The organism is Caulobacter sp. GW821-FHT10C03 (genome assembly GCF_059415485.1).
The window spans coordinates 1-25,895 of sequence record NZ_JBWKNI010000034.1 but is presented as its reverse complement, the minus strand read 5'-3'; the positions used below and the strand labels follow the sequence as shown (position 1 = coordinate 25,895).

Genomic DNA, 25,895 nt, shown 5'->3' with positions numbered 1-25,895 from the left:
CACGCCGCGGCGCCGACCCATGGCGAAGGGCTAGGACAGGCCCGACGTCGACGTGGGGAGGGGGTCGAACGATGCAGACCAAGACCATCATATCCCTGGGCGCAGCCGCGGTGCTGGGCCTGGGCGCCGTGCTCGCCGCGCGAGTCTACATGAGCGCCGGGCGCGATGACGCCCCGGCCCTGAAGGAAACCGGCTCGACGCCTGTCGTCGTCGCCTCGCAACCCCTCGCCAGAGGTTTCAAGCTGCAAGGCGCGGTGCTGAAGGTCGCGCACTATCCGACCGACGCCGTGCCCCAGGGCGCGTTTCGCACCATTCCGGAGGCCGCCTCCGGCCCCGGCGGCGCCCGCATCGCGCTGAAGGACATCGCCGCCAACGAGCCGATCCTGGCCGACCGGGTCTCCGGTTCGGGCGGACGCTCCAACCTCGCCAGTTCTCTGGGCGAAGGCATGCGGGCGGTGTCGCTGCGCGCCAACGACGTGGCCGGCGTCGGCGGCTTCGTGCTGCCCGGCGACCGGGTGGACGTCATGCTGACCCGCAGCAAGGACAACAACCAGCCCGAGACCAGCCTGACCCAGGTGCTGGCCGAGAACGTGCGGGTCGTGGGCGTCGATCAGTCCGACGACCAGAGCGCCGACAAGCCCGTGGTGGTCAAGGCGATCACCGTCGAGGTGACGCCCGACCAGGCCCAGGCCATCACCCTGGCCCAGGCCGTGGGCGCGCTGTCGCTGGCCCTGCGCCAGATCTCCGACCAGTCGCCGCTGGGCCGCCGGACCATGACCCTGGCCGACCTGTCGCGCGGCATGGGTCCGACGCCCGTCTCCAGCCCGGCCGCGGCCGCGCCGGTGCGGGCCTCGGCGCCGCGCCGTCCGCCCGTCCGCCGTCCCGCGACGACGACCATGCCGCCGATGTCGACCGAGGTCCGCGTGACGCGCGGCGTCGAGACCACCGGCTATCGGGTGGGGCTGTGACCATGGCCGCGCCCGCTCCTCATCCCTCCAGCCGCTGCGCCAGGACGGCGCGCGGCGCAGGATCCGCTCACATGACCCTGAAACACACGCTGCTGGCCGCGGCGGCCGGATTGCTGCCGCTGATGGCGGTCGCCCTGCCGACCACCGTAAAGGCCCAGCCCGCTGCCCTCTCCGACGCCGCCGTCCGCAAGGTCGAGGTCAATGTCGCGGTCGGCAAGGCCCAGGTGCTGGAGCTGCCCGCTCCGTACACGGACATCATGATCGGCAACCCCGACACCGCCGACGTTCTGCCGCTGACCTCACGGTCGGTCTATGTGGTCGGCAAGAAGCTGGGGGGCACGACCCTCACGGCCTACGGCCCAGGCCGCCGGCTGGTGGCCGCCGCCAATGTGGTGGTCGGCGCCGACGTCGAGACCCTTCGTCAGCGGATGCGCGAGGCCCTGCCCGACGAGGACGGCCTGAAGGTCGCCTCGGGCAACCAGTCGATCGTGCTGTCGGGCACGGCCAGCAGCGGCGCGATCGCCGGCCGGGCCGCGGCCCTGGCCGAGAGCTACGCCCCAGGCCAGGTGGTCAACATGCTGTCGGTGCAGGGCAGCCAGCAGGTCACCCTGTCGGTGCGCATCGTCGAGATGGAGCGCGCCACGGCCAAGGCCCTGCGGCTGAACATGAACACCGCCAACCCGGCCTCGCCGAACTACCACAACTTCGTCATCGGCACGGGCGACACCGGGGTGGCCAGCACCCTGACCGACACCTTCGGCCTGCTGAAGTTCCCGCTGCGGGCCGGCGACGTCGATCTGGACGTGCTGTTCGACGCCCTGGAGACCAAGGGCCTGGTCAAGACCCTGGCCGAGCCGAACCTGACGGCCATGTCGGGCGACACCGCCAACTTCCTGGCCGGCGGCGAGTTCCCCGTCCCCGTGGCCCAGAACCAGAGCGGCGGCCAGACGACGATCACGGTCGAGTTCAAGCAGTTCGGCATCGGCCTGGCCTTCACCCCCACCGTCCTGCAGGACGGGCTGGTGAACCTGGTGGTCAATCCCGAGGTCTCGAGCATCGATCCCAACGCCTCATTCGTCAGCAACGGCCTGCGGATCCCCGGCATCAAGGTGCGGCGGGCCAAGACCACGGTCGAGCTGCGCGACGGCGAGTCCTTCACGATCGCGGGCCTGATCCGCGACGACTACCAGGACCAGATCCGCCAGTTCCCGATGCTGGGCGACCTGCCGATCCTGGGCTCGCTGTTCCGCTCCACCAGCTACCAGCGCAATCAGACCGAGCTGGTGATCCTGGTCACCCCGCATCTCGTGCGGCCGACGCGAGCCCGGCAGGCGACGCCCGCCGACCGCTTCGTTCCGCCGTCCGACACCGAGCTGTTCCTGCTGGGCAAGACCCAGTCGAGCCAGCCGTCCACGTCCAAGGGAGGGGCCGATGCGCCTCAAGGCCATGTCCTTCAATAGGATCCTGCTCGCCGCGGCGTCGCTAGCCGCTTCCGGGGCCGCCCTCGCCGGCTGCGCCGACGCCCGCAAGGACCTGTCGCCCGACTTCGGCGTGGCGCTGCGGTCCAACCTCGCCGCCCAGATCGCCGATCCGGAGGCCCGCTACGAGGGCGTGCTGCAGCCGGGCGGCGACGGGGTCCGCGCGACCCTGGCGGCCACCCGCTACGGCAAGAACCAGGTGATCCAGCCGGTCCAGGCCAGCACCTCCAGCATCGACAACAAGGGAGCGGCCAAGAGTCCGGCCAACTGAGCATGCCCCGCGCTTCTTCCCTTCTCCGGCGTTTTGTCCGGGACCGTTCGGGCACGGTGGCCACCCTCACCGGCGTGGCGCTGATCGGGCTGGTGGCGATCGGGGGCCTGGCCTTCGACGTCAGCCGCGCCCTGGCGCTGCGGGCGGAACTGGAGAACGCCGTCGACGCCGCCGCCCTGGCCGGCGCCAGCCAGCTGGACGGCGCCAGCGGCGCCATGGGTCGGGCCCAGACGGCGGCCATGGGCAGCCTTGTCAGCAACCGCCAGGCCCTGGGCGACACCTACGAAAGCAACGTCGCCATCGCCGCCAGCGACATCACCTTCCTGTCCAGCCGCGATCCGGACGTCACGGCGAGCACCGACGCCACCGCCAAGTTCATCCGCATCAACCTGGCCCCCAGGTCCCGGGGCCTGGTGTTCGGGGCGCTGACCGGCGCGTCCGGCTTCAACGCCACGGCGCGGGCGGTGGCCGGCTACGGCACGGCGATCTGCAAGTCGCCGCCGCTGATGATCTGCAATCCGAACGAGGCCGCCAGCCTGACGTTCGACGGCGACAACTACATCGGCAAGAACTTCGTCCTGACCCCGCCGCCCGGCGGCAACGGGGCCTGGGGACCGGGGAACTTCGGCTTCCTGTCGGTCGGCTCGGGCGCCGCGGACGTCAAGAACGCCATGGGCCGCAGCCCTCCCCTGACCGAGTGCTTCGGCACCACGGTGCAGACCCAGACCGGCAACATCGCCTCGGCCGACGACTACTTCAACGTCCGCTTCGACATCTACAAGTCCTCGGCCAGCGGGCTGAAGAGCGACCCGCTGTACCTGCCGGCGATGAACACCATGGTCGGGTCCAAGACCGCGGCCGGCAACAGCGCCTGCACGCCCAGCGTCTCCGTGCCCAGCAACAGCTGCTCCAGCAGCGCGGCGGTCGCCGCCGGCATGGGCCTGCCCCGCGACTGCAACCAGTCGAGCGTGGTGGGCAGCGGTATCTGGAACGTCGCCCAGTACTTCGCCACCAACCACTCGGGCATCAACCCGACCACCTACACGCCGCAGGTTCCCGCGGGCTCGACAGGCACGGGCTGGAACGCCTTTGGCCCCGCGCCGGTCGCCGGCGCCACCAGCCCCACGCGCTACCAGGTCTACAAGTGGGAGCTGGCGATGCTGAACGGGACGATCTCCAAGCCCGCCGGCGCCTTCTCCGACAGCCAGACCGCCACCAGCGGCTCGCACGACTACGCCGCGCCCCAGTGCAACAAGACCGGTGCCCAGATCACCCCCGACCGCCGCACGATCTCGGCCGTCATCGTCAACTGCAACGCCGACAACGTCCACGGTAGCTCGACGGTGCACGTCATCGCCTATGTCGACCTGTTCCTGATCGGCCCGGCCGTCAGCAACTCGATCTACGGCGAGGTCATCGGCGCGACGACGGACGTCTCGGCCGTCGGCGCGGAGACCAAGCTCTATTCGGTGCGGCTCTATGACTAGCCGCCCCGCCCTCTTCCGCCGGCTAATGGCCGGGCGCAGCGGCTCGGCGGCGGTCGAGTTCGCCCTGGTGCTGCCGTTCATGGTGCTGCTGTGCTTCGCCTTCGTCGGCGCGGGACGGCTGTTCTGGAACTACCACATCGCCGTCTCGGCGGTGCGCGACGCGGCCCGCTACGCCGCCCGCCTGCCGATGGACTGCGGGGGCTTCACCGGAACGAGCGCCGCCCAGAACCTGACCAACACCCAGAACCTCACCCGCACCGGCACGGTCGACGCCTCGGGCACGCCCCTGATCGCCACCTGGACCAGCAACGCCACGGTCACGGTCAGCTTCTCCTGCGTCGCCAACAGCGGCGCCTATCTGGGGCGCTACGAGGACATGACCGGCGTGCCGCGCGTGCAGGTCTCCGCCACCCCGCCCTACATCGAGTCCTTCGGCCCGCTGACGGGCGTCACCCTCACCTCGTTCACGGTCAGCGCCCAGGAGGCGTGGACAGAATGACCCGCCTCCCACCCCTCATCCGGCGGCTGGCCCGCGACGACGGCGCCGCCACGGCGACCGAATTCGGCCTGGTCTGCTTCGCCTTCGTCTCGATGCTGCTGGCAGTGATCGACATGGGCCGGCTGGGCTGGACCATCAACACCGCCAAGACCGCCACCCGCGAAGGCGTGCGCCTGGCCGTGGTCAGCCCGATGATCGCCTCGGCGATGGCCAACTACGACGGGCTGACCCAGAACATCCCCGGCGGCGGAACCGCGCCGAACGTGACCTTCAGCTGCGCCGGATCCTCGTCCAGCTGCACCCAGACGGCCGGGACCACCCTGGCCGGCAACACCTTCAACAACAGCACCTTCAACGCCGTCGTGACGAAGATGCAGCACTACGATCCCGAGATCACCGCCGCCAAGGTCACCGTCACCTATCACCATGTCGGCATCGGCCGGGTGGGCAACCCCTACGCCCCCGACATGGAGCCGCTGGTCAGCGTCAGCGTGACCGGCCTGACCTTCCAGAGCGCCGCCCTACAGATCTTCGGCGTCGCGCCCTTCACCCTTCCCACCATGACGTCGACACTCAGCGGAGAGAGCCTGTCATGAGCCTGCTCCATTTCGGTCGCCCGAAATCCGTCGCCCCACCGCCCCCGCCCAGCCGCCCCACAGCCTGGCGCGTGGGGCTGTGCGGCGTGGGCCTCGGCGCGGATCCGCCGGTGGCCATGCTGTCGGCGATGTTCCCGGCCGTGACCTTCCGGCTCTTGGATTGCGCCTGGCCCGAACGCGCCGCCCACACCTTCGACCTGCTGATCGTGGGGCTGAACGGCGCCGATCCGGCCGAGGTCGAGCGGATGACCCAGCGCATCGCCAGCAGCGCCGCCCGCATCGAGGTGCTGGTCGCCATGCGCGGCGCCGAGATCGACGCCACCCGCCGGCTGCTGCACCAGGGCGCGGCCGACGTGCTGCCGGCCCCGGTCAGCGACACGACCCTGGCCATCGCCCTGGAGCGGATCTTCTGCCGGCTCGACACCGGCCGGGCCCACAAGCGCAGCGGCGAGATCATCAGCGTGCTGAAGGCGGGCGGCGGGGTCGGCGCGACCTCGCTGGCGGCCCAGACGGCGGTCATGCTGGCCGGGCGCTCCGGCGGCTCCGGCGTCTGCCTTGCCGATCTGGACGTGCAAATGGGCGTGGCCGCCCTCTACCTGGATGTCGGCGACGCGGTGACGGTGGGCCAGGTGCTGGCGGCCGGCGGCGCGGTGGAGGAAATGCCGTTCGCGACGTCCCTGCCCTGCCATCGCAGCGGCGTGGCCGTGCTGGGCGCGCCGCAGGAGATGATGCCGGTCGAGGCGCTGAGCCCGACCGTCGTCGACGGCCTGATCGCCGCCCTGCGCCGCGACTTCGAAACCACCCTGGTCGATCTGCCCACGGTCTGGACGGCCTGGACCAACCGCCTCCTGCGCCAGTCGCAGCGCATCGTCCTGGTCACACACCTGTCAGTGCCGCACGTGCACCTGGTGCGCCGACAGCTGCACATGCTGGCCGCCCAGCGCCTGGACGACGTGCCGCTGACGCTGGTCTGCAACCAGGTCGAGCCCGACAACGCCAGCGGCCTGTCGCTGAAGGCCGCCGAGCAGGCCATCGGCCGCCCCTTCGACCTCGTGGTTCCCGAAGACCGCAAGCTCATGCACCAGGCGATCAACCAGGGCGTGGCGCTGAGCGCCGTGCGCCGGGGGACCAAGCTGGAGGCGGCGATCACCCGCCTGGCCGACACGCTGGTTCCCGCCCAGCCCGTCGCGCTCGCCCAGGCTGGGAGATAGCTATGCTGTGGAGTGAAGAAACCCACCGGATCGAAAGCCAGGCCGCCGCGGCCGAATTCGCCCAGGCCCCGCCGATCGACGACGCTCTTGGCCTGAAGGTGCGGCTGCACCAGCGGCTGATCGACCTGCTGAACCTCAGCCTGCTGGACCGCACCCCGCGCGAGACCCTGCGCCAGGAGATCCGCGGCGCGGTCAGCGGCCTGCTGGCCGACGAGAAGCGCCTGCTGACCCCGGCCCAGACCGACCAGCTGGTCGACGAGATCCTGGACGAGCTGCTGGGCCTGGGCCCGCTCGAGCCCCTGCTGAAGGACGACACCGTCACCGACATCCTGATCAACACCCACGAGATGGTCTATGTGGAGCGGGCCGGCCGCCTGCAGCGCACCAATGTGCGCTTCCAGGACACCCGCCACCTGGTGCGGATCATCAACAAGATCGTCGCGGCCGTGGGCCGGCGGATCGACGAGAGCCAGCCGATGGTCGACGCCCGTCTGGCCGACGGTTCGCGCGTCAACGCCATCATCCCGCCGCTGGCCGTGGACGGCCCACTGGTCTCGATCCGCAAGTTCTCGCGCGTGCCCCTGGCCATGGACCGCCTGGTCGAGCTGGGCAGCATCACCCGCGAGATGGCCCTGGTGCTGGAGGCCGTGGTCCAGGCCCGGCGCAACGTGCTGATCTCGGGCGGCACCGGCTCGGGTAAGACCACCCTGCTCAACGCCATGTCGGCCTATATCGACGACCACGAGCGGATCATCACCATCGAGGACTCCGCCGAGCTCCAGCTCCAGCAGTCGCATGTCGGCCGGCTGGAGACCCGCCCCGCCAACATCGAGGGCCAGGGCGAGATCCAGCAGCGCGAACTGGTGCGCAACGCCCTGCGCATGCGGCCCGACCGCATCATCGTCGGCGAAGTCCGCTCGGGCGAGGCCTTCGACATGCTGCAGGCGATGAACACCGGCCACGACGGCTCGATGACCACGGTGCACGCCAACACCCCGCGCGACGCCCTTTCACGGGTCGAGCAGATGGTCGGCATGGCCGGGCTCGACATCCCCGCCCGCTCGGTGCGCGGCCAGATCGCCTCGGCCATCCACGTGGTGGTGCAGGCCGAGCGGATGGAGGACGGCGCCCGCCGCATCGTGTCGGTCTCGGAGATCACCGGCATGGAGGAGGACGTCATCTGCATGCAGGAGATCTTCCGCTTCCGCCGCGCGGGACGGACGATCGACGGCAAGGTCGCGGGCGCCTACGAGGCCACCGGCGTGCGGCCGCGGTTCATGGAGGTGCTGCACGCCCGCGGCGTGGACCTGCCGTCGAACCTGTTCTCGCCTGGCCGGATCTCGGGGTGACGCCATGGACAGCCTGCTTTTTCCGATGGCGCTGGTGCTGGCCTTCGTCGCCGCCGTGCTGGCCGGCCAGACCATCTTCGACCTGCTGCTATCGGCTCGCGAGCACACCCAGAGGGTCAATCGCCGCCTGACGCTGATGGCCGGCGGCATGAGCCAGGACAAGGTCTATGAGGCCCTGGTGCGCGACCCGCGCGGCAGCTGGATCGATCGCTCGTCGTTCGGCGCCCTCTACGGCAAGGCCGTGCTCTATCTGCGCCAGTCGGGGATCACCGCCGGGCCGTTGCAGGTGATGGGCGCCACGGCGGCCGTCGCCGGCGGCCTGTGGCTGCTGGCGCTGGTGTTCCTGCGCAGCCAGCCGGTGGAGACGCCCGTCTCGCAGGTGCTGGTGACGGCGATCGGCGCGGCGGCCATCAGCATGGCGGTCGCGGCCATGTGGATCGTCAATCGACACGCCACTCGCCTGGCCAAGCTGGAGGAACAGCTGCCCCTGTCGCTGGACGTGATGATCCGGGCCCTGCGCGCCGGCCACCCGGTGATCTCGGCCGTCGGCCTGGTGACCCAGGAGATGCCGGACCCGATCGGCAGCGAGTTCGGCCTGGTGCTGGACGAGACGACCTACGGCGTGGAGTTCCGCGACGCCCTGGCGAACCTCGCCCGGCGCACCGGCTCGCCGGACGTGGCCTTCTTCTCGGTCAGCATCGCCATCCAGAGCGAGACCGGCGGCAATCTGGCCGAGATCCTGGCGGGCCTGGCCACCGTGATCCGCGGCCGCGCCTCGCTGGCCAAGCGGATCCGGGCCCTGGCCAGCGAAGGCCGGATGTCGGCCCTGATCCTCAGCCTGCTGCCGGTGTTCTGCGTCGGCGTGGTCAGCGTCTTCCGGCCCGAATTCTACACCAGCAAGTTCTCCGATCCCGCCTTCTGGCCCGTCGTGGCCGGCGTGATCGGCCTCTATTTCATCGGCCAGCTGATGATCCGCCGGATCGTCAACTTCAAATACTGAGGCCGCGACATGGACGCTCTCTTCTCCATCGCTCTGCAATTTGGGGTCTTCCTGGCCGTCGCGGCCATGGCCCTGCTGGCCTTCCGCCAGGTCGAGGCCGGCTCGGCCCTGCGGCGGCGCATGCGCGAGCGGGCCGTCAGCGGGGCGTCCCTCGCCGCCGGTCCGGCCGGGGGCCTGCTCAAGGACACCAAGCCCAAGGCCTCGTGGCTGGGCTGGCTGCAGTCCAGAACCACGAGCGGCGACGAGAAGAAGCGCTCGCGCCTGGCCAAGACCCTGGCCGAGGCCGGTTTCGACTCTCCCGCGGCCGTGCCGCTCTACTTCCTTGCCCGCGTGATCGGGGCCGTAGGCCTGCCCGCTGCCCTGCTGATCGCCCAGAAACTGTCACCCAATCCGGTCGTCGGCCTGCCGGTGATCGCCGGGGCGCTGCTGCTGTGCGGCCTGGGCCTAGTGGTTCCGGCCATCTTCATCGACCTGCGCGCCGTGGGTCGCCGCGAGCGGCTGGAGCACCAGTTCCCCGACGCCCTGGACCTGATGGTGGTCTGCGTCGAGGCGGGCCTGGGCGTGGACGCGGCCTTCATCCGCGTCAGCCACGAGATCGCGCCCTCGCACCCGGAGATCTCGGGTGAGTTCGGCCGGGTGTCACAGGAGCTGCGGGCCGGGCGCAGCCGCGCCGACGCCCTGCGGCGGATGGCCGACCGGGTCAATGTCGACGCCCTGCGCGCCTTCGCGGCCCTGATGATCCAGACCGACAGCCTGGGGGCCAGCATCACCCAGACCCTGCGCTCCTATTCGGGCGAGCTGCGCGAGCGGCGGTTCCTGCGCGGCGAGGAGAAGGCGATGCGCATCCCCGTGCTGCTGACCCTGCCGCTGGTCGCCTGCATCCTGCCGGTGATCATCACCGCCCTGCTGCTGCCGGCCGGGCTCGACGTCGTCCACAACCTGATGCCCGCCCTCAAGAGGCACTAGAGGAGAAGCCAAGATGCGACGCTTGCTGATCGCCCTGCTGCTGATCCCGCTTTCCGGCTGCGCGACGCTGTCGCGCCTGGCGGCCCTGGTCACGCCGCACCGCCAGCCCCCGCTGGAGATCCGCGCCCTGGCCGCCCTGCCCGCGCCCGACCCCGCCGCGGCGGTCGATCGCCTGTACGGCCGCGCCGCCGAGGCCATCAACGCCCGCGACTACGCCCTGGCGCTGGAGCTGCTGCAACTGGCGGCGACGCGCGCGCCGTCCGACGTGCGGGTGCTGAACGCCCAGGGCGTGGTCTACGACAAGCTGGGCCGCTTCGATCTCAGCGCGCGCTACTACGAACGGGCGCTGGCGGTCGATCCGAGCTCGCGCATCGTGCTCAGCAACATCGCCTATTCCGCCCGGCTGCAAGGCCGCGAGGTCGCGCCGGGCGTGCTGCAGGCCGCCGCGCCGCCGCCGGCGACGCCCCTGGCCGGCGGACCGCCCGACGACGTCGCGCCGCTTCCCGGCGGCGGATCCTGAGACTGATCCAGGAGACCTGGGATGGAAATCGACTTCGTCCGCCTGGCTGGTTCGATCGCCTATGCCGGCTTCTTCGTGGCCGCGGCGCTGTGGGACATGTGGAGCCGCAAGATCCCCAACTGGATCCCCGCCGCCCTGCTGGCCCTGTTCCTGACGGCGCAGTTCCTGTTCTGGCCGGCGCCGAGCTGGTTCTCCAGCCTGATGGCCTTCGGCCTCGTCATGCTGGCCGGCGTCCCGATGTTCGCGCGCCGCCTTGTCGGAGCCGGCGACGTCAAGCTGATGGCGGTCGCCGCCCTGTTCGCCGGCATGGAAAACCTGCTGCTGCTGACCATCGCCACGGCGATCGCCGGCGGGGCCCTGGCCCTGGTCGCCCTGGTCGCCCGCCCCTACGCCGTGGCCATGCCCGGCTGGATCCGGACCCGGGCCGGCGTACCCTATGGCGTGGCCATCGCGGTCGGCGCCCTGCAGGTCGGCGTGGACTCGGGCCTGCTGGCCGTCAGCCATCGCCTGGTCCACCTTCAACTCTGAAAGTAGTGAAACTGCATTTCACTGCATTTACAGAGATATCGCTCGCCAGGAGAAACCGCGACGACACGCCTCAGTTTGATAGCGTTGTCTTCTCCACATAGTCTTTTTGACTACCCAATGCAGGGTATGCGACGCCCCACGAAATAATATCAAATCAATTACACAAGCCTTCAGTGTCGAAATTAAACAAATCTGTTTTTGAATTGCAGCAGTCACAATCCGTGGATGCAACGCAGACCTAAAGCAAGATCTTGTTGTCGGGGACTGGAAGGCGACCAGACGGGGCGTCGCACATGGGACTGATCAAGATGATCGAGGTGGTGGATTCGGAAGTCGAACGCGGCGTGTTCGAACCGCACGTCGCCAACGCCATCCTCAACCTGCTGAATTTCGGAGTCATCGTCTCCGACAGCGAAGGCTGCGTCTACGCGGCCAACGACCTGGCCTGGAGCTACGTCGCCCACGGCGACGGGCTGTCGGAAAAGGGCGGACTGCTCACGGCCGAGAACGGCTTCGAGGCCGAGGCCCTGCACAACCGCATCGCCGCGGCCGTGCGCCAGGGCCGATCCGGGGCCATGCTGATCCATCGCTCGCGTAGCCAGAAACCCCTGGTCGTGCTGGTCGAACCGTTCAGCACCGACGACAGCGGCTTCCGCTGCGCCCTGGTCACGGTCCGCGAGGTCGGCCGAGCCTCTCCCCGCATCGCCGAGCGCGCGCGGATGATGTTCAACTTCTCGCCGGCGGAAGCGGAGATCGTCGCCCGCGTGGCCCAGGGCCTCGAGCCGGCCGAGATCGCCGCCGAGCGCAAGGTCAGCATCAACACCCTGCGCGTCCAGATGGCCTCGGCCATGGTCAAGGTTGGCGTGCACCGCCAGGCCGAACTGGTCTCGGTTATTTCTTCCGCCGATATCATCGAATGAGATAAATTCTCGGCTCTATTCTTGCCATTAGTAAGGCTGCGTTATTGTGGAGCGACCTGTATATGTTAATATTTACAGGTCGCGAGGGCAAATCCCCCCGTTTTGTCACCGCCGCGACGATGACCGGTTCGTCGGGGCTGTCCGCAACGCCTCGACGCTCCTCGGCGGAGCCGCCCCGCCCGTCGAGCGCCGGATCAGGACATCAGCACCCCCTCGTCCTGATCCGGCGTCGGTCGATCGCCGCAACTCGCGCACGACAACCAACACAACCCAGCATTCACAGCACCCCTCACGGGGTTTTTTATTGTCCAGATCAGACATAGTAAGAATGCATTACGCACGCATCATTAGATGCGTCGTCTAACGAATATTCTATTGCGACAGCCTGTCATTCTTACTAATGGTTTTGTTTACCATGTTTTAGGGTGCGGTGCTTAACCCTCACCCGGGATGATCCTCCCATCATCCTCACTCCTGGGGTTTTAAATGCGCTTTCCGATGATCATGGCCGCCGCCTTCACCGTCCTGGCCGCCACCACCGCTTCCGCCGCGCCGGCCAGCTACGAGCTTCGCCTCGAAGGGCACGTGCCGGTCATCTGCCGCGTCAGCCTCGACGCCTCGACGGCCTCGAGCACCGAAGCGACCGACCTCGGCCGCATGACCGAGTTCTGCAACAGCGCCGCCGGCTACGAAGTGCGCCTGACCCACGCCCAGGGCCTGAGCGACGCCGCGGTCTATGTCGACGGCGAGAAGATCCAGCTGTCGTCGACCGGCGTCACCCTGATCAGCCGATCGAGCACCGCCGCCTCGCAGAGCCACGCCCTGCGCCTGGATCCGGGCGCGGACGCCGGCCAGGTCGGCGATCTGTCGGTGAACATCACCGCCCTCTGATCCTTCGCGCCCGCCCCTCTCGGGCGCGCGGATAAAAGAAAGCCCCGTCGGCTCGCGCCGGCGGGGCTTTTTCAGGCTGGGCCGAGGTCACATGCAGGAGACGGGAGTCGTACCGGTCGGCACCGCCAGAGGAGTCACGGTCACCGTCAGGATGTCCTGGTAGTTGGGCGCGGGAACCTTGCCCGCCCCGCCCTCCAGCAGGGTCGGCGTCACCGCCAGGTACTGTCCCGACAGGCCGGCCCGCGCACAGGTCACGGTGCTGAAGGTCGGCGAGGCCGTGGTCTTGGTCTGACCCAGGAAGGCCAGCTGGTAGGGAATGCGCTGGTTGGTCGTGGCCAGGTTGCCTCCCGGATAGGTCATCCGGAACTGGTTGGCCGAGGTGAGCGCCACCGAGTACGGACCCGAGCTGGCGACCCGGACATTGCCGGTGCGCTGCTTCACCGAATTCGGCGTGGTCGGCAGGTCGGCCGTGGCCAGCGTCCCGATCTCGCCGAAATCCAGCGCGGGACCGACGAAGCTGGCCTGCAAGGCGCTGAGCACGTTGATGCGGATGTCGAGCGAGTTGGAGATCACGCCGGACTCGTCGGCCGCGCCGCCGGTGCGCTTGCAGTAGTATTTCTGGTCCAGATAGAGATCCGTCGTCCCGGCCGGCAGGTCGGCGCCGCTGGGCACGGTGATGGTGACCATGAAGGTCTTCACGTCGGGCTGGCCAACGCCGCCGAAGTTCAGCTCGACCTCGTTGGGATTGACGTTGTTGGGGTCGAGCACGTGCCCGGGCGGGTTTTCCAGGATCTGCCCGCCGGTCGAGGTCTGAACGATCGTCAGGCTCGACGGCGTATCGGGCCGGCGCAGGTAGATGAAATCGACCTCCTGCGTCTTCTTGCCGCCCACCGCCGGCGGACGCCGGGCGGTGATGGACAGTGTCTGGACCGTCGTGCCGCTCGGATTGAACGGGTCGAAGGTGCCCGACAGGACGACGGGATCGAAGGTCACGCACTGGGCCAGGGCCGAGCCCGAGGCCAGCAGCGATCCGCCGAGGCCGGCGGCCAGGCCGAGAAGCAGGATATGCGATCGGCGTTTCATGTCAGCCTCCGGACGCGGCGGGCTTGAGGTCCCCGGCCTTGACAAAGCCCTCGGCGCTTTCCGGCACGTCGAGGTAGTAGACGGTCGGGGGCGAGGTCCCCATTTCGAGCCGCCAGCGGCCGGGCCTCAGGCCCGAGGCGCCGAAGCGGCCCACGCGGTTGGTGAAGATGGTGATCGGCTCGGCACCCTCGCCGCTCTTGGCCATTTCGACGGCGCGGCCGGACACCAGGGCCAGCGGCTGGCCGTCGGCGTCGACCAGGCGGCCGATGGCGGTGACCGAGTAGTCCGACCCCACCACCAGGCGGTAGCCCGAGCGATACGGCGGGAAGACCCGGAACGAGCCGGAGCCGAGATCGTAGCCGGCCGGGGCGTTGGGCGCGTCGACGGTGATCGTGCGCTCGGCGTAGGCGGCCAGGCCCGTCTCCAGCGCCGTGCCCATCTGGCCGGAATTGGAACTGTAGCCGAACGGCGTGGGGTTCACGACGATGTCGGCGCCCTTCAGGCTCTTGTGGCCCTGGATGATGGCGAAGCTGTCGTAGATCGGCCGTCCGACAGACACCGCGCCGTCGGCGAAGCCGATCGAGGTGCCGACCCGCATCGAGGTGCGGCCATTGTCGGGCCCCTCGAAGGCCTGGAAGTGGGACAGGCCCAGCTCCGCCCGGTTGGCGATGTAGTTGACGCTGCCGTTGAAGGCGGAGTCGTCGGGCGAGCGCGAGACCTCGGCGAAGGCGTTGTAGGAGCCTACGCCCTGGCCGTGGATCGTCTGATAAGCGATCCGCGCGCGGTCTTCGCGGCCATCGTACTCGGCCCGCAGGCTGGAGTTGTTCGAGAACTGCCAGGACAGCGAGATCAGAGCCGAGGTTTCGCGGCGCCCGGGCACGTCGTCGTACATGAGGTTGGCCGTGACCGCGAGGCTCGAGGTCAGGCGGTAACCCATGCCTAAACGATAGGCGCTGGCGTCCGGGAACGCGTCGCGTCCGGCCGAATAGCGCCCGTCGAAGCTGGCGTAGATCGCGTCGCTGAAGGCGTGCGAATAGCCGACCCCGACCTCGTAGGCGTAGCGGTTGTCGGGAATGAAGGTCCCGACCGGACCGAAGTCGCGGCTGCGGGTCTCGAACGACAGGTTCAGGGCGTCGGCGCGGCCGCCGGAGAACTGGAACAGCCGCTGGAAGCTGACGATCGCCGCATAGCCCGAGCCGTAGACATCGATGTGCGACAGGGCGAAGTCGACGCCCAGCGTGCCGATCTTGGTGCCGAACAGACCTTCGGCGCCCATCATGACGGTGGTGTCGTCGGCCTGGCCGTTGACGCCCAAGGTGACCCGGTCGGTGATGCCGCGGCGATAGAAGGCGCTGACCGTCCATTCCTCGGTGTAGTCGGGACCGTCGAGCAGCAGCGGCGCCTTGACCCCGGCGAACAGGCCGAATTCCGACAGGCCCGGATCGAGCTGGGCGCGGTCGAAGAAGACGTTGAACTGCAAGGTCTCGCGCCGGCCGGTATCGTCCTCGATGACCAGGCGGACGTCGTTGGAGCCCTGCGCGAACGGGAAGTCGCGCACGTTGTAGCGTCCGGGATCCAGGCGCAGGCGCCGGGTCAGCTGGTTGTTGAGGATCACGCTGACGTCGGAGGGCCGGGCCAGGGTGAAGCTTTCGCGGCCGCGCGGGCGGGCGATCGTCTGCGGCTGCAGCACGCTGTAGGAGCGGAAGATCGAGATCCCCGCCATGTCGGGCGCGGACTGGAAGCCGCGACCGACGGGCTGCAGGTCGCCGGCGGTCCAGCGCAACACGTTCTTGACGTCGTCATAGACGAAGCGCGTGCCCAGCCGCTGGAAGTCGTTGTCGGCTCCCGGCTGCCAGACGGCCTCGTTCTCGAACACCAGCCCGTTCATGCGCAGCGCGCTGTCGAGCAGGAAGGTCGGGTCGCCGAAGCCCTCGTCGAAGCCTTGCTCGACGTAGTCGACGGAGCCGCGGATGTTCATGTAGCCGCTGAAGCCGGCCGGCGGGAGGTAGGTCCCCACGCCCGTGCGGTCCATCGGCGCGACCTGCAGGCTGCGCACCACCTTCAGCTCGGCGGGGATCACGATCCGCAGCTCGAGCGCCCGGGGGTCGTAGGTCATGCTCATGTTGGCGGCGGTCACCGCCTCGGGCGAGACCGTGCTGCGGCCAGCCAGCGACGAGCGCAGAGCCGCGATCGCCGGCGTGTCCAGCAGCGGGGCCAGCAGGCTCAGCAGCCGGTCGGACGGCATCGACAGCTGGCCGTCGGCCGAGATCGCCAGCGGCATGTCGCCCAGATAGTAGTCGCCGGTCTTCAACGGCACCGTCAGGTTGACGTCGCGGCCGGTCGGATTGAGCTGGCGGCGAGCGTCGGCGGCGGTGGCCGCACCGGGGGAAGGCGCGCTGGTCGGCTCCTGGGCCGCGGCCAGCATGGCGTAGGGGATCGGCTCGGCCAGGGCTGCCAGGGGCGCGACGAGGGGCGTCGCGCCAGCCAGGCATCCCGCCAGCAGCCAGCGGCGGTAGGTCAAGGACCTAGCGCCCTTCGTCGGACAAGAATTGAGCCTCAAGGGAGCCTCCTGCTGCCGCCGTCAAGGGCAGTTCGATGGGAACGGCGATCCGCCGCGTCTGGCCGGGGGCGATCAGGCCGAAGCCGATCGTCTGTTGGATCTCCGGACCAGGAATGGTCCGCGTGAAGACCGCCTTGCCCGCGGCGTCCTTCTCGATGATCCGCAGCTTTCCGCGGGACAGGTATCCGTGCGTGTTGGACGTGTTGGCCACGTAGACGATCGGCACCGGCTTGCCTTCGGCGTCGGTTCCGATCTCGCTCTTGGACAGGGCCAGGGACGGCTTGCCGCCGGCGGGGCCGACGCTGGCCAGGACCTGGAAGTTGTAGAGGATCTGGATGGCCGACTGGCCCTCCGGCAGCTTCACCGGCATCTGCGCCACGGTGACGTAGTAGTGCTTGCTCTGCGCCAGGGCCGGATCGCCCACCCACTGGATCCGGAACGACTGCGTCTCGCCCGGCTGGATCACCGCCTGCGGCGGAAAGATCAGCAGGTCGTTGGTCGGCGTGTCGCTGGGATGGGCGCCCTTGTCGTCGAAGGACAGCTCCTCGGCATGCAGCTCGACCGGCAGCGGGTTGGCGAAGGTGTTCTGCACCGTGACGATCTGGGACATGCCCCGACCGGTCGGCTTGAGGTCGATGACGACGGGCTGGACGGTCATGGCCAGGGCGCTTCCGCCCAAGCCCGGCGTCCCCTGCGCCGCGAGAGCCGAGAGACAGAGGGCGGCGACCGCCCCTAGCCAACGCCCCCGGTAGTTTTTCGAACGAGTCATTCGGTGTCCGCTCCTCATGGGTGTTCGAGAGTTCAGTTCTGGGCTTCCAGTTCGACGACGAGCGTTCCGGCGTAGTCGCCGGCCACCATCGGCGCCCCGCCGCCAGCCACGGCGACGACGAGGTTCATCTGTCCGGCCGCGCCGTTGGCGGTGACCAGGTCGATCGGAGTCAGGGCCGTGCTCGAGCCTGACGCGCTGGCCCCGGCCCAGTCGGCCGTGACCTGGAAGTCGAGGCTGTCGCGGAAGCCCGCGGCTGGCGCGGCGCCGGCGGTGCGCGACAGGCCCGTGCCGTCGGTGCGCACCACCAGGCGGTGGGCCGAGTTGCAGACCACCGGGAAGGCCAGGCTGATCGAGGCGTCGCGCGGCTGGGCCGTCTGGGGATCGACGAACTGCGTAAAGCGCACGACGCCGGCCTGGCCGCCCTGGGCGGTGAAGCTGGTGTTGGCGCCGCTGGCCGCCGAGGGCGGCGACAGCACGCAGGCGCTGGGCGCCTGGGCGATCAGCTCCAGCTGGCTGGCGGCCTGGTCGCCCGTGGTGTTCACGGTCTGGGCCGAAGCGATTGGAGCCAAGGGGGCGACGACGCCCAGCGTCGCGGCGGCGGCGAGGATGAGGACGGTCTTCATTGGGGTTCCACCGTCAGTCGCAGGGTGTCGCGGTAGACGCCGGACACCAGCGGAGCATTGGTCTGCAGGTTCGTGGCGCCCGGCTGGATATCCAGGCGCAGGGTCACGTCGCCGACGACCGGCTGGTCGACCGCCTGGGCGCTGTCGCGGATCTGGCGAGCGCTGGCGTCGGCCTCGAAGCGGTTGTTGATCGGGCCCCAGGCCAGGGTCGCGGTGTAGGGCACCGCGTCGCTGAAGCCGGTCGGGGCCGGGGTCAGGCCCAGTTCCGAGCGCCACAGGCCGTTGTTCTGGCTCTCCAGCACGATCTGGTGGGCGTAGTTGCACACCGCCGCGAAGGTCACCTGGGCCGAGGCGGCGCGGGTCGACAGGGTGACCGGATCGGTCAGCTGGTCGACCTGCAGCGTGCCGCCGGTCAGGGTGAGGAAGTTGACCAGCTGGCTCGCGCCGAGCGTCGGCGAGGCGATCGTGCAGACCTTGGGCACCTGGCCCTGGACCACGAAGTCGCGGGTGTTGTCGTCGGTCTGAGCGCGGGCGATCTGGCCCAGCAGCAGCAGGGTGACGGCCGAGGCCCCGGCGAGAACGGCGGCCTTCATGCGATTGGTGCTGGTCATGGCGCCCTCCCCGCTCAACTGATCGCCGCCAGGGTGACGACGATCGCCCCCTGATAGGTGTCGTCGGCGACCGGCCTCAGGCTGGGACCGCCGGCGGTGGCGAAGTCCGACAGGCTGATGGTGATCTGGCCCGATCCGCCGGTGTCGCGGGTCTGGGTGGCGGCCGTGTTGGCGGCGTCGCCCGTGGCGTAGCTGGCGTCCACCGTGGTCCAGCCCGAGGCGGTGGCCGTGTAGTCGACCCCGCGCGAGAAGCCGTTCGGCGGCGTCATCGTGAAGGCCTGGGCCGTCATCTGGGTGGCGGAGATGGTCAGCTGGCTCGGAGCGCCGCACTGGGTTCCGGTCAGCACCTTGGGCGGCGCCGACAGCGTCGACAGCAGCAGGCCCGTGGTGGTGTCGATCATCACCCCGACGTCGAACAGGTTGTCGCCGTCGGAGAGGTCGCCGATCGTGCAGATGTTGTCGGGCACGGTGGCGGTGATCTGGATCGGCCCGGCGCTGTCGGACGGTCCGTAGGTCTGGGCCCAGGCTGCGCCAGTCATTGCAAAGGGGGCGATAGCCAGGGCGAGGATGAGAAAGGTGCGCCGCATGGTTCAGCTCCCCGAAGCGGCCAGGCCCGCATCGGGCCCGAGGGTGATGGTCACGAGCGCGAGGTACGCGCCCGGCTGCAGCAGGTCGTCGCTGCTCACGGCGAAGTCCGAGACGACCAGGGTCAGGTCGGTTTCCTGCGGCGCGGGATTGGTCGCGCTGGAGCCCGTGCCCGAACTGCTGCCGGCGCTGGTGCGAACCGTCGCCGCCGTCGCGCCCCAGGCGCTGATCGTGCAGGTGTAGTCCACGGAGCCGACGAAGCCGGTCTGGGTGGTGGCGGTCACCGCCAGCGGCGAGGCCGAGATGGCCAGGGCCGCGCCGGCGTAGTTGCAGAAGGTGCCGGGCAGCTGGATGGACTGGCTGGCGATGGTCGTCAGCCGGCCCACCCGCGCTCCCGAGGCCTCGGAGATCTGGCCAAGGGCCAGGGTCCCGGGATTGGGCGTCCCCAGCACGCAGACCTGGGCCACCTGGGCGTCCAGGCCGACGGTTCCCTGGACGGGATCCTGGGCTTGGGCGCCGGTCGCGACGGACAGCGAGCCGAGGGCCGCGAGAGCCGCCGCAAAGCTCGTAACGCCCTTGGCGAAACAGGTCCGGTGCTGGATCATGACGACCTTCCTCCCCTTCAGGTGGCCGGAGCCAGCGTCACGGCCACCGAGCCCGAATAGGACCCGGAGATCAGCCGGCCGCCGGCGGGCGTGGCCGCGTCGGCGAAGCTGACGACGATGTCGCTGGCGAAGATGCCGGTGGTGCTGGCCGAGCCGCCGCCGGACGTGACGGTGGTGTCGGACGCCGACACCGAACCGCTGGCCGGAGCGGCCGAGGCGGTGGCGGTGTAGTCGATCCGGCGTTCGAACCCGGTCGGCGCCGTGGCGGTGAAGCTGGTGTTGAAGATCGGCTGAGCCTCGACCGCCATGGTCGCCGACACGCCGTTGCACCAGCCGTTCAACGTCGCCGTCCGGCTCGTCAGCTTGGCCTGGTCGAGGCGGCCGATGGCCGCGACGTCGCCGGTCTGCAGCGACAGTTCGCCCAGGTCGAGCACGACGTTGTCGGTGACGAACAGGCAGCGGTTGGCCACCGTTCCGTTCACCTGGACCGTGCCGGTGACGCTCTGGGCCTGGGCCTGCCCCCCGGCCGCGACGAGCGTGAAGCTCGCCGCGGCGGCGGTCAGGAGAAGGGCGCTACGCATGGCGTTTCTCCCCTTTCCCGCGCGATCACGAGGGCTCGATGGTGATCGAGATCGTGCTGGCGTAGTTGCCGGCCATCAGCAGCGCGCCCGAGGCGGTGTTCAGCGCGTAGGCCTTGACCGTCAGGTTGCCGGCGCTGTTGGCCAGGCTGGTCGACAGGTTCTGGACCGTGGCGGCCGGCAGGGCGGCGGCGGTCACGTAGCTGACCGTCTGGGTCGTGCTGTTGGCCAGGGCGGCGTCGAGCGCGGCGGTGTAGTCGATCACGCCGGTGTAGCCGGTCGGGGCCGAGGCGCTGGGGGTCAGGGCCAGGCGGGTCGAGCTCAGGGTCACCTTGGGGGCGGCGCTGTTGCAGTTGACCCGGAACTGGGTGGAGCCGCCGGGGCTGGCGTTGGTCGAGCCCGACAGGGTGGTCGACAGGGTGCCGTCGGCCTGGGCCAGTTCGCCCAGCGGGATCGAGCCCGAGAAGGTGCCGCCGCTGCCGCCGGTGATGACCACGCACTTGGCCGCGACGCTGCCGGTGACGTTGACCGTGCCGGTCACCGTCTGGGCCATGGCGGCCGGGGCGATCGCCAGGCCCAGAAGGGCGGCGGCGCCGATGAGGATCGTCTTGTTCATGTCTTCACTCCCAAATGTCGCGCCGGCGGACCGGCTTCTCTCTGTTGTTCGGGCCGAGGCCCCCTCCCCCTGAAAGACGCCGGATCCGCCGGGGGAGCGGACCCGTAAGCGCGGTCACGGCGAGACGCTGAGCGTCACCGTGAGCGAGTCCGAATAGGTGTTGGCGGCCGCCAGGATCTGGGCGCCGGCATAGGCGCCGCGATGAACCCGCACGTAGGAGCCGCTGGTGTCGTAGGACGAACCGTTCAGGCGCAGGCCCTGGCTGGCCGAGGCCGGCCCCTTGAAGCCGCACGTCGCGCCAGAGGTCGTCTTCAGGTCGCCGGTGTCGCAGGTGGCGTTGACCGCGCCGACGCCGACGTCGCCGACCAGGTTCAGGTCGACCAGATAAGGCGCCAGGTTGGTGTAGCCGGTCGCCGGGGTGACGCTGGAGGCCAGCAGGCCGCCGTTGCTCGAGATCACCGCAGCCCGGAACGGCACCGTGCACTGCAGGGTGAACGGGAAGTCGGCGGTGAAGGCGTTGTTGACCTCGCCGACGTCCTTCGTGCCGCTCGGCGCGGCGCCAGGCGAGAAGCCGCAGCGGCCGCCCACCGAAGCCGTCACCGGAATGGACAGCACGATGTTGGGGGGCGAACCGCCGGCGTAGGCGGTGACCTGGGCGCGGCTTTCACCAACGCTCGCAACGAATAGAGCGCCCGCGAGCAAGCTCCCGCCAAGTATCCAGTCCTTCAAGGACGGCTTGCGCTGGCTGCGCAGAGCGCGAGGAAGCGTCGATAGCTTGTCGGCCATGTCCCGATCCTCGTTTCTCTTAACAAGTTCTTAATGAACGATTGCAGAGAACCGAGGACCTGAAATCCCCCACCTTGGGTACAGAATACAGTTTCACCCAACGGGGGAATTGATGGAAATTGAGGAGAATATTGGAAAACTAAATTGATCTTAGTAATGCAGATCGATGATCTGAATTTGGATGATAATCATTATCAGCGACTAATGCGTCAAACTGACGCGAAAGCGCTCTCATTTATCCTAGGTTGTGGATAACTCGGCCGTAACTCGATTTAAGTAAGGCATAAAAATGGCGCGGCCCAAGTAGCCACGCCTTCAAGGGAGGGAATAGGCCGATGGATGGTTCCCACGCTTCGCTCATCGACATCAGCGCGATACGCTTCTGTCTGGATGAAGACGAGATCGCCCGCATCGTCATCGACTCCCACGGGACCGTGCTGTGGCGCTCGCGCGCCGCGGCCGTGATGCTGTCGGGCGCGAGCCCGCTGGTCGATCGCGGCGGCAAGGTCGGCGGCGTTGACCGCCGGGCCCACCAGTTCCTGGTCGAGCGCATGGCCGAGGCCCTGGCCGGCCAGGAGGTCTGCCAGATCATCGACTGCGACCAGGACGAACGCTACCTGATGCGCATGCGCGTGGTGCGGGACGGCGACGACCGCGCCCTGGTCATCGTGCTCAAGGATTTCGACGCCCCGGCCCACCTGCCCCGCCTGGAAGCGATGTTCGGGCTGAGCACGATGGAGGCCCGGATCCTGGCCGAGATCATCGCCGGCAACAGCGCCGAACGGATCGCCGACCAGAAGGGCGTCTCGATCCTGACCGTCCGCACCCACATCAAGCATATTCACGGCAAGATGGGCGTGCGCTCGAAGGAAGAGATCCTGGCGTCGGTGATCAAGATCTTCGCCTGAGCAGGCTCAGAACAGCCGATCCTGGAGCCAGAGAATGGCGGGATAGGCCGCCAGCCAGATCCAGAAGAAGCGGTTGAGGCCGAACAGGCAGGCGTTGGCCAGGTGGAAGGCCGCCGCCACGACCAGGCCCGCGATCAACGCCGGCCGCGACAGCAGGGTCAGCGGAAAGGTCAGCTCGAAGGCCATCACCGCCCACGACATGGCCAGCAGCAGGCGCGGTCGCGCCGCCCAGCCGCGCAGGCTCTCAGCTACCGGATAGGCCGAGAACTGGAACACCTGCCGCAGCGCCACGCCCGAGCGCCAGTCGGGGTTGATGATCTTCACCCAGCCCGACACGACGTAGGACAGCATCAGCTGCGCGCCGAGATAGCCGAAGAACAGCTCCTTCAGGCGCGGCGCGGGCATGAGCGCCGTCAGCGTCAGACACCACAGGGCCAGCAGGCCCATGCGATCGCTGCCGCCGTTGTAGGGCCCCTGGAAGCGCCGCAGCACCATCAGCGACACCAGGGCCAGGCCGACCAGCGGCCAGGGCGAGACCAGTCCCGCCACGACCAGCAGACACAGCACGATGCGCGCGGCGAACAGCGGACGATCCGGGCGCGAGACGGACAGATGCTCCAGGCTCTGCTGGATCAGGGCCAGGGCCAGCAGGACCTGGCTCAGGCGGGCGGCGGCCTCCAGGGTCATGCCGCGTCCTTCCACCGGCGCGGCTCGGCGGTGAACAGCACCTCGCCGACGATCGCCCCGTCCTCCCAGGCCAGGAACAGCAGCCGAAAGCACAGCCAGCCGCCCGTCTCCGGACCGAAATCGGCGGCGATCCGGCGGTAGATCTCATCCTCGCTGTGGGCGGTGGGCTGATCGACCAGACGCTCGGCGCAGCTGACCAGGAACAGGTCCTCGTTGCGGCCCGGGTTCCAGAACAGGCGCGACAGCATGGCGGTCGCCGAGACGCGCCGCGGCCGAGGCCGAAACTCCCGCCATTCGGGAGCCGCGTCGGGCGAGGCCAGCAGCGCGTACTCGATCCGCGGCGACGGCGCGATCACGTCGAAGAAGTTCCACGACGGGATCAGGGCCGGCAGGAGGAGCTTCAGCGACTGCAGCATGGCTCCAGCAGGACGACGGATGGAAGGCCCGAGTTACGCGCCCCGCGCCGCCGTGTCGAGCGCCCGGCTAGCGCCGGGTCGCTCGCGGCTCGGTGGGCGTCGTGACGGCCAGCGGGCGCTCGACCGGCGGCGCGGCCGGCGCGAAGTCGGCCTGTCCGCCGCCCGCCCGGGTCACCGGCAGCGGATCGAGCCCGCCCCGTCCCGCGCGATCCAGCGCCACCAGCAGGCCCTCCCACGGCACGGCGCCCTTGCCCCGCACCTCGCGCAGGTGGGCCGACGGATCGTAGAGCCGCACGCCGGTGGTCAGCACGCCCATCTCCAGCAGTCCCAGCTGACGCAGAAGAGCCGCCTCGGCGACAAAGGCGTCGCGGCGCGACCCCAGCAGGGCCAGTTGCGCCTCGCGCAGGGTCTGCTCGGCCACCAGCACGTCGAGCGTCGAGCGCTGGCCGACCCTGAACTCCTCGCTCATGCCGTCGAAGGCGATCTCGGCGGCCCGCACCTGGGCGAGCTGGACCTTGATGTTGGCCCGTCCGGCCGCGGCCTGGTTCCAGGCCGACAGCACGTTCTGGATCACCTGGCGGCGCGCTGCCTCGACCCGCAGCAGGTCGGCGCCGTTGCGGTTCAGCGCCTCGCGGTACGAGGCCTGGTAGGCGCCGCCGGCGAACAGCGGCTTGCTGACCGCGATGGTGGCGGTCCAGGCGCTGTCCTGGTCCTGGCTGTAGAACGGAGCGAATTCGCCCGACGTGCCATAGGCGGTCCGCGCGGTCACGGTCGGCCGGGCGGCGGTCTTGGCCAGCTGGGCCTGCAAATGGCTTTCGCGTTCGGTCAGGCGGACCTGTTCGAGATCGGGATTGTCGCGCTCGGCGCGGTCGAAAGCCTCGTCCAGCGTGCCCGGCAACAGCGGCAGCGGGGTCTCGGGATCGAGCTCGCCGGGGTTCTCGCCGACCAGGGCGGCGTAGTTGGCCCGGCTGGCCTCCAACTGCACCTGGGCGGCCATGATCTGGGCCAGGGCCGCCTCGCGCTGGGCCTGGGCCTGGGCGACGTCGGTGCGGGTCACCTCCCCCGCCTCCTGGCGGGCCTTGGTGATGTCCAGCTGCCGCTCCAGGGCCGCCAGGTTGTTGCGCCGAACCTCGAGGCTCTGGCGGTCGCGGCGGACGTCGGCATAGGCGGCGACCACCTGCAGCAGCAGGTCGCCCTCGGCGATCCGCAGGGCCGCGCGGCCGCCGCGGATGCGCAGGGCGGCCGCATCGATCGCGCCGCTGGCCTGACCGCCGCTGTAGAGCTGCTGCTCCAGGATCACCGTGGCCTCGCCCTGGTTGGTCTCCAGGCGGCGGCCGACCGTGGGATCGGCCACCAGGCGCAGGGCCTGGGCCGCGTCGCCGAACCGGTTGTCCGCATAGTCGCCGGTCAGCCGCAGCTCGGCCGACGGCCGCACGCCCGCATGGGCGCGGACATAGACCTCGTCGAGGGCGCGCAGTTCGTAGCGCTGGCTCTGCAGGGAGGGATTGCTCTGATAGGCCCGCGCCAGGGCGTCGGCGAGGTCTTCGGCCCGGCCGGCGGCGGGCGTGGTCGCGGTCAGGCAGAGAGCGAACGCGGCGAGGCTGGTCCGCCTCACGGCGTCAGGGCGTCGCGCTCGAACGCGTCGCTCCCCGCTTCGCCGCCCGCAACGCCGCCCGCAACGCCGCAACCATTGGCCCGCGCCGCCGCCAGGGCCCGCTCGAACCCCTTCAGGCGAAAGCGCTTGGGCGCTTGGTCGCGACCGGCCCGAATGGTCACGGTGCGCGCGCCGTCCAGCTTTTCGTGCGGGATCAGCACGACGCCGCCGGTCGGGTTGAACAGGTTGTCGGTCGACAGCGGCTCGCGCCGGGACGCCAGGGTCGGGAAGTCGTCGCGCCAGGCGACGGGCGGCTTGTCGTCGATGCTGTACCAGGCCTGCGCCACGTCGACGTCCTCGCCCAGATGGAAGCCGAGCACGTCGCGGGCATAGGTGATGCGCCCCTGAAGAACGGTCGAGGGCGCATAGAGCCGGCAGCGGGTCAGGCCCGTGAAGCCGTCGCGCTCGATGCGCATCTCCCAGCCCTTGAGGTGGTAGGCCTTGGTCTTGACCTTGTAGCCGGCGCGCCGATGCATCCCTTCGGTCGGGAACGGGATGGAGTGCGGCAGGCTGGGCCAGGAAAGGCCCAGGGCGCCCGCCGCGGCGAGGGAAGCGATCAGCACGACGACACGAACTCAGGCTTGGGGCTGCGGGGGATAGGAGACGACCTGGCGCTGGCCGTCGGCGCCGACGGTGTGGAACTTGAAGCTCTGGCCAGGGAAGACGTTGGCGGCGAGATCGGCGAGGATCTCGTCCTGGCCGCCGAACGGAGCGACCAGCTCGATCAGCC

30 protein-coding genes are annotated in these 25,895 nt (G+C 69.4%); 15 read left to right on the top strand and 15 right to left on the bottom strand.

Features of this window, described 5'->3' with window-relative positions; translation table 11 throughout:
* Positions 1–71 precede the first annotated feature (71 nt).
* From cpaB to AC07NG_RS25225, 14 genes are all read left to right on the top strand, one after another.
* Entirely contained in the window at positions 72–968 is an 897-nt protein-coding gene (gene cpaB / locus AC07NG_RS25290; protein ID WP_494597115.1) for a Flp pilus assembly protein CpaB, read from the top strand.
* Between the two features lie 71 nt (positions 969–1,039).
* Complete coding sequence (locus tag AC07NG_RS25285; protein WP_494597114.1) at positions 1,040–2,428, top strand: type II and III secretion system protein family protein; 1,389 nt, start codon at positions 1,040–1,042, stop codon at positions 2,426–2,428.
* The gene (locus AC07NG_RS25280; RefSeq protein WP_492854472.1) at positions 2,400–2,717 is read left to right on the top strand and encodes a hypothetical protein; all 318 of its coding nucleotides are present in this window, start codon (positions 2,400–2,402) and stop codon (positions 2,715–2,717) included. The genes AC07NG_RS25285 and AC07NG_RS25280 overlap by 29 nt, the downstream gene beginning before the upstream one ends.
* 56 nt (positions 2,718–2,773) lie before the next feature.
* Entirely contained in the window at positions 2,774–4,204 is a 1,431-nt protein-coding gene (locus AC07NG_RS25275) for a pilus assembly protein TadG-related protein (protein WP_494597112.1), read from the top strand.
* Entirely contained in the window at positions 4,197–4,703 is a 507-nt protein-coding gene (locus AC07NG_RS25270; RefSeq protein WP_494597111.1) for a TadE/TadG family type IV pilus assembly protein, read from the top strand. The genes AC07NG_RS25275 and AC07NG_RS25270 overlap by 8 nt, the downstream gene beginning before the upstream one ends.
* Positions 4,700–5,299, top strand: a complete 600-nt coding sequence (locus tag AC07NG_RS25265) for a TadE/TadG family type IV pilus assembly protein (protein WP_494597110.1) — start codon at positions 4,700–4,702, stop codon at positions 5,297–5,299. The genes AC07NG_RS25270 and AC07NG_RS25265 overlap by 4 nt, the downstream gene beginning before the upstream one ends.
* On the top strand, positions 5,296–6,510 hold the full coding sequence (locus tag AC07NG_RS25260) for a CpaE/TadZ family protein (RefSeq protein ID WP_492854475.1): 1,215 nt from the start codon (positions 5,296–5,298) through the stop codon (positions 6,508–6,510). The genes AC07NG_RS25265 and AC07NG_RS25260 overlap by 4 nt, the downstream gene beginning before the upstream one ends.
* 2 nt (positions 6,511–6,512) lie before the next feature.
* The gene (locus AC07NG_RS25255; protein ID WP_487292284.1) at positions 6,513–7,859 is read left to right on the top strand and encodes a TadA family conjugal transfer-associated ATPase; all 1,347 of its coding nucleotides are present in this window, start codon (positions 6,513–6,515) and stop codon (positions 7,857–7,859) included.
* Between the two features lie 4 nt (positions 7,860–7,863).
* On the top strand, positions 7,864–8,859 hold the full coding sequence (locus tag AC07NG_RS25250; RefSeq protein WP_494597107.1) for a type II secretion system F family protein: 996 nt from the start codon (positions 7,864–7,866) through the stop codon (positions 8,857–8,859).
* Between the two features lie 9 nt (positions 8,860–8,868).
* Positions 8,869–9,825, top strand: a complete 957-nt coding sequence (locus AC07NG_RS25245; protein WP_492854476.1) for a type II secretion system F family protein — start codon at positions 8,869–8,871, stop codon at positions 9,823–9,825.
* 13 nt (positions 9,826–9,838) lie between these two features.
* A complete protein-coding gene (locus tag AC07NG_RS25240; RefSeq protein ID WP_494597105.1) occupies positions 9,839–10,345 on the top strand; it encodes a tetratricopeptide repeat protein in 507 nt (168 codons plus the stop codon).
* A 21-nt stretch (positions 10,346–10,366) separates the two neighbouring features.
* A complete protein-coding gene (locus AC07NG_RS25235; protein WP_494597103.1) occupies positions 10,367–10,873 on the top strand; it encodes an A24 family peptidase in 507 nt (168 codons plus the stop codon).
* A gap of 293 nt (positions 10,874–11,166) precedes the next feature.
* On the top strand, positions 11,167–11,793 hold the full coding sequence (locus tag AC07NG_RS25230) for a helix-turn-helix transcriptional regulator (RefSeq protein ID WP_487292279.1): 627 nt from the start codon (positions 11,167–11,169) through the stop codon (positions 11,791–11,793).
* Between the two features lie 486 nt (positions 11,794–12,279).
* Positions 12,280–12,684, top strand: coding sequence for a hypothetical protein (locus AC07NG_RS25225; protein ID WP_487292278.1), 405 nt, complete (start codon positions 12,280–12,282; stop codon positions 12,682–12,684).
* An 87-nt stretch (positions 12,685–12,771) separates the two neighbouring features.
* On the opposite strand, the gene AC07NG_RS25220 is transcribed toward AC07NG_RS25225, so the two are convergent.
* The 10 genes from AC07NG_RS25220 to AC07NG_RS25175 all read right to left on the bottom strand — a co-directional run bounded on the left by AC07NG_RS25220 (position 12,772) and on the right by AC07NG_RS25175 (position 21,500).
* Complete coding sequence (locus AC07NG_RS25220) at positions 12,772–13,767, bottom strand: hypothetical protein (protein WP_492854480.1); 996 nt, start codon at positions 13,765–13,767, stop codon at positions 12,772–12,774.
* A 1-nt stretch (position 13,768) separates the two neighbouring features.
* Complete coding sequence (locus tag AC07NG_RS25215) at positions 13,769–16,288, bottom strand: fimbria/pilus outer membrane usher protein (RefSeq protein ID WP_492854481.1); 2,520 nt, start codon at positions 16,286–16,288, stop codon at positions 13,769–13,771.
* A 4-nt stretch (positions 16,289–16,292) separates the two neighbouring features.
* Complete coding sequence (locus tag AC07NG_RS25210) at positions 16,293–17,096, bottom strand: fimbrial biogenesis chaperone (RefSeq protein ID WP_494597100.1); 804 nt, start codon at positions 17,094–17,096, stop codon at positions 16,293–16,295.
* Positions 17,097–17,128: 32 nt separating this feature from the next.
* Entirely contained in the window at positions 17,129–17,719 is a 591-nt protein-coding gene (locus AC07NG_RS25205; RefSeq protein WP_494597098.1) for a hypothetical protein, read from the bottom strand.
* A complete protein-coding gene (locus AC07NG_RS25200) occupies positions 17,716–18,330 on the bottom strand; it encodes a hypothetical protein (RefSeq protein WP_110119379.1) in 615 nt (204 codons plus the stop codon). Before AC07NG_RS25200 ends, AC07NG_RS25205 begins: the two co-directional genes overlap by 4 nt.
* A gap of 14 nt (positions 18,331–18,344) precedes the next feature.
* Positions 18,345–18,917 (bottom strand): hypothetical protein, encoded by a 573-nt coding sequence (locus tag AC07NG_RS25195; RefSeq protein ID WP_494597096.1) that lies wholly within the window; start codon positions 18,915–18,917, stop codon positions 18,345–18,347.
* Between the two features lie 3 nt (positions 18,918–18,920).
* Positions 18,921–19,520 carry a hypothetical protein gene (locus tag AC07NG_RS25190; RefSeq protein ID WP_492854485.1) on the bottom strand — a complete coding sequence of 200 codons (600 nt, stop codon included), beginning with the start codon at positions 19,518–19,520 and terminating at the stop codon, positions 18,921–18,923.
* Positions 19,521–19,537: 17 nt separating this feature from the next.
* Positions 19,538–20,101, bottom strand: a complete 564-nt coding sequence (locus AC07NG_RS25185) for a hypothetical protein (protein ID WP_492854486.1) — start codon at positions 20,099–20,101, stop codon at positions 19,538–19,540.
* 25 nt (positions 20,102–20,126) lie between these two features.
* Positions 20,127–20,714: a hypothetical protein gene (locus AC07NG_RS25180; protein ID WP_110119383.1), complete on the bottom strand. Its 588-nt coding sequence runs from the start codon at positions 20,712–20,714 to the stop codon at positions 20,127–20,129.
* A gap of 114 nt (positions 20,715–20,828) precedes the next feature.
* A complete protein-coding gene (locus tag AC07NG_RS25175; RefSeq protein WP_494597093.1) occupies positions 20,829–21,500 on the bottom strand; it encodes a hypothetical protein in 672 nt (223 codons plus the stop codon).
* 335 nt (positions 21,501–21,835) lie between these two features.
* On the opposite strand from AC07NG_RS25175, the gene AC07NG_RS25170 reads away from it, so the two are divergent.
* A complete protein-coding gene (locus tag AC07NG_RS25170; RefSeq protein ID WP_492854488.1) occupies positions 21,836–22,408 on the top strand; it encodes a helix-turn-helix transcriptional regulator in 573 nt (190 codons plus the stop codon).
* A 6-nt stretch (positions 22,409–22,414) separates the two neighbouring features.
* On the opposite strand, the gene AC07NG_RS25165 is transcribed toward AC07NG_RS25170, so the two are convergent.
* From AC07NG_RS25165 to AC07NG_RS25145, 5 genes are all read right to left on the bottom strand, one after another.
* Positions 22,415–23,095: an HTTM domain-containing protein gene (locus AC07NG_RS25165; RefSeq protein WP_494597091.1), complete on the bottom strand. Its 681-nt coding sequence runs from the start codon at positions 23,093–23,095 to the stop codon at positions 22,415–22,417.
* Entirely contained in the window at positions 23,092–23,511 is a 420-nt protein-coding gene (locus AC07NG_RS25160; RefSeq protein WP_494597089.1) for a hypothetical protein, read from the bottom strand. The genes AC07NG_RS25165 and AC07NG_RS25160 overlap by 4 nt, the downstream gene beginning before the upstream one ends.
* A 67-nt stretch (positions 23,512–23,578) precedes the next feature.
* Positions 23,579–25,126 carry a TolC family outer membrane protein gene (locus AC07NG_RS25155; RefSeq protein ID WP_494597087.1) on the bottom strand — a complete coding sequence of 516 codons (1,548 nt, stop codon included), beginning with the start codon at positions 25,124–25,126 and terminating at the stop codon, positions 23,579–23,581.
* A complete protein-coding gene (locus AC07NG_RS25150; RefSeq protein ID WP_494597085.1) occupies positions 25,123–25,728 on the bottom strand; it encodes a hypothetical protein in 606 nt (201 codons plus the stop codon). Before AC07NG_RS25150 ends, AC07NG_RS25155 begins: the two co-directional genes overlap by 4 nt.
* 12 nt (positions 25,729–25,740) lie before the next feature.
* Positions 25,741–25,884: a hypothetical protein gene (locus tag AC07NG_RS25145; protein WP_494597119.1), complete on the bottom strand. Its 144-nt coding sequence runs from the start codon at positions 25,882–25,884 to the stop codon at positions 25,741–25,743.
* Between the last annotated feature and the right edge of the window lie 11 nt (positions 25,885–25,895).

Bases quoted from the DNA above. Each gene is read 5' to 3' on its own strand.
- cpaB (WP_494597115.1), top strand. From the start codon at position 72: ATGCAGACCAAGACCATCATATCCCTGGGCGCAGCCGCGGTGCTGGGC.
- AC07NG_RS25285 (WP_494597114.1), top strand. From the start codon at position 1,040: ATGACCCTGAAACACACGCTGCTGGCCGCGGCGGCCGGATTGCTGCCG.
- AC07NG_RS25280 (WP_492854472.1), top strand. From the start codon at position 2,400: ATGCGCCTCAAGGCCATGTCCTTCAATAGGATCCTGCTCGCCGCGGCG.
- AC07NG_RS25270 (WP_494597111.1), top strand. From the start codon at position 4,197: ATGACTAGCCGCCCCGCCCTCTTCCGCCGGCTAATGGCCGGGCGCAGC.
- AC07NG_RS25265 (WP_494597110.1), top strand. From the start codon at position 4,700: ATGACCCGCCTCCCACCCCTCATCCGGCGGCTGGCCCGCGACGACGGC.
- AC07NG_RS25260 (WP_492854475.1), top strand. From the start codon at position 5,296: ATGAGCCTGCTCCATTTCGGTCGCCCGAAATCCGTCGCCCCACCGCCC.
- AC07NG_RS25255 (WP_487292284.1), top strand. From the start codon at position 6,513: ATGCTGTGGAGTGAAGAAACCCACCGGATCGAAAGCCAGGCCGCCGCG.
- AC07NG_RS25250 (WP_494597107.1), top strand. From the start codon at position 7,864: ATGGACAGCCTGCTTTTTCCGATGGCGCTGGTGCTGGCCTTCGTCGCC.
- AC07NG_RS25245 (WP_492854476.1), top strand. From the start codon at position 8,869: ATGGACGCTCTCTTCTCCATCGCTCTGCAATTTGGGGTCTTCCTGGCC.
- AC07NG_RS25240 (WP_494597105.1), top strand. From the start codon at position 9,839: ATGCGACGCTTGCTGATCGCCCTGCTGCTGATCCCGCTTTCCGGCTGC.
- AC07NG_RS25235 (WP_494597103.1), top strand. From the start codon at position 10,367: ATGGAAATCGACTTCGTCCGCCTGGCTGGTTCGATCGCCTATGCCGGC.
- AC07NG_RS25230 (WP_487292279.1), top strand. From the start codon at position 11,167: ATGGGACTGATCAAGATGATCGAGGTGGTGGATTCGGAAGTCGAACGC.
- AC07NG_RS25225 (WP_487292278.1), top strand. From the start codon at position 12,280: ATGCGCTTTCCGATGATCATGGCCGCCGCCTTCACCGTCCTGGCCGCC.
- AC07NG_RS25220 (WP_492854480.1), bottom strand. From the start codon at position 13,767: ATGAAACGCCGATCGCATATCCTGCTTCTCGGCCTGGCCGCCGGCCTC.
- AC07NG_RS25210 (WP_494597100.1), bottom strand. From the start codon at position 17,096: ATGACTCGTTCGAAAAACTACCGGGGGCGTTGGCTAGGGGCGGTCGCC.
- AC07NG_RS25205 (WP_494597098.1), bottom strand. From the start codon at position 17,719: ATGAAGACCGTCCTCATCCTCGCCGCCGCCGCGACGCTGGGCGTCGTC.
- AC07NG_RS25200 (WP_110119379.1), bottom strand. From the start codon at position 18,330: ATGACCAGCACCAATCGCATGAAGGCCGCCGTTCTCGCCGGGGCCTCG.
- AC07NG_RS25195 (WP_494597096.1), bottom strand. From the start codon at position 18,917: ATGCGGCGCACCTTTCTCATCCTCGCCCTGGCTATCGCCCCCTTTGCA.
- AC07NG_RS25190 (WP_492854485.1), bottom strand. From the start codon at position 19,520: ATGATCCAGCACCGGACCTGTTTCGCCAAGGGCGTTACGAGCTTTGCG.
- AC07NG_RS25185 (WP_492854486.1), bottom strand. From the start codon at position 20,101: ATGCGTAGCGCCCTTCTCCTGACCGCCGCCGCGGCGAGCTTCACGCTC.
- AC07NG_RS25180 (WP_110119383.1), bottom strand. From the start codon at position 20,714: ATGAACAAGACGATCCTCATCGGCGCCGCCGCCCTTCTGGGCCTGGCG.
- AC07NG_RS25175 (WP_494597093.1), bottom strand. From the start codon at position 21,500: ATGGCCGACAAGCTATCGACGCTTCCTCGCGCTCTGCGCAGCCAGCGC.
- AC07NG_RS25170 (WP_492854488.1), top strand. From the start codon at position 21,836: ATGGATGGTTCCCACGCTTCGCTCATCGACATCAGCGCGATACGCTTC.
- AC07NG_RS25165 (WP_494597091.1), bottom strand. From the start codon at position 23,095: ATGACCCTGGAGGCCGCCGCCCGCCTGAGCCAGGTCCTGCTGGCCCTG.
- AC07NG_RS25160 (WP_494597089.1), bottom strand. From the start codon at position 23,511: ATGCTGCAGTCGCTGAAGCTCCTCCTGCCGGCCCTGATCCCGTCGTGG.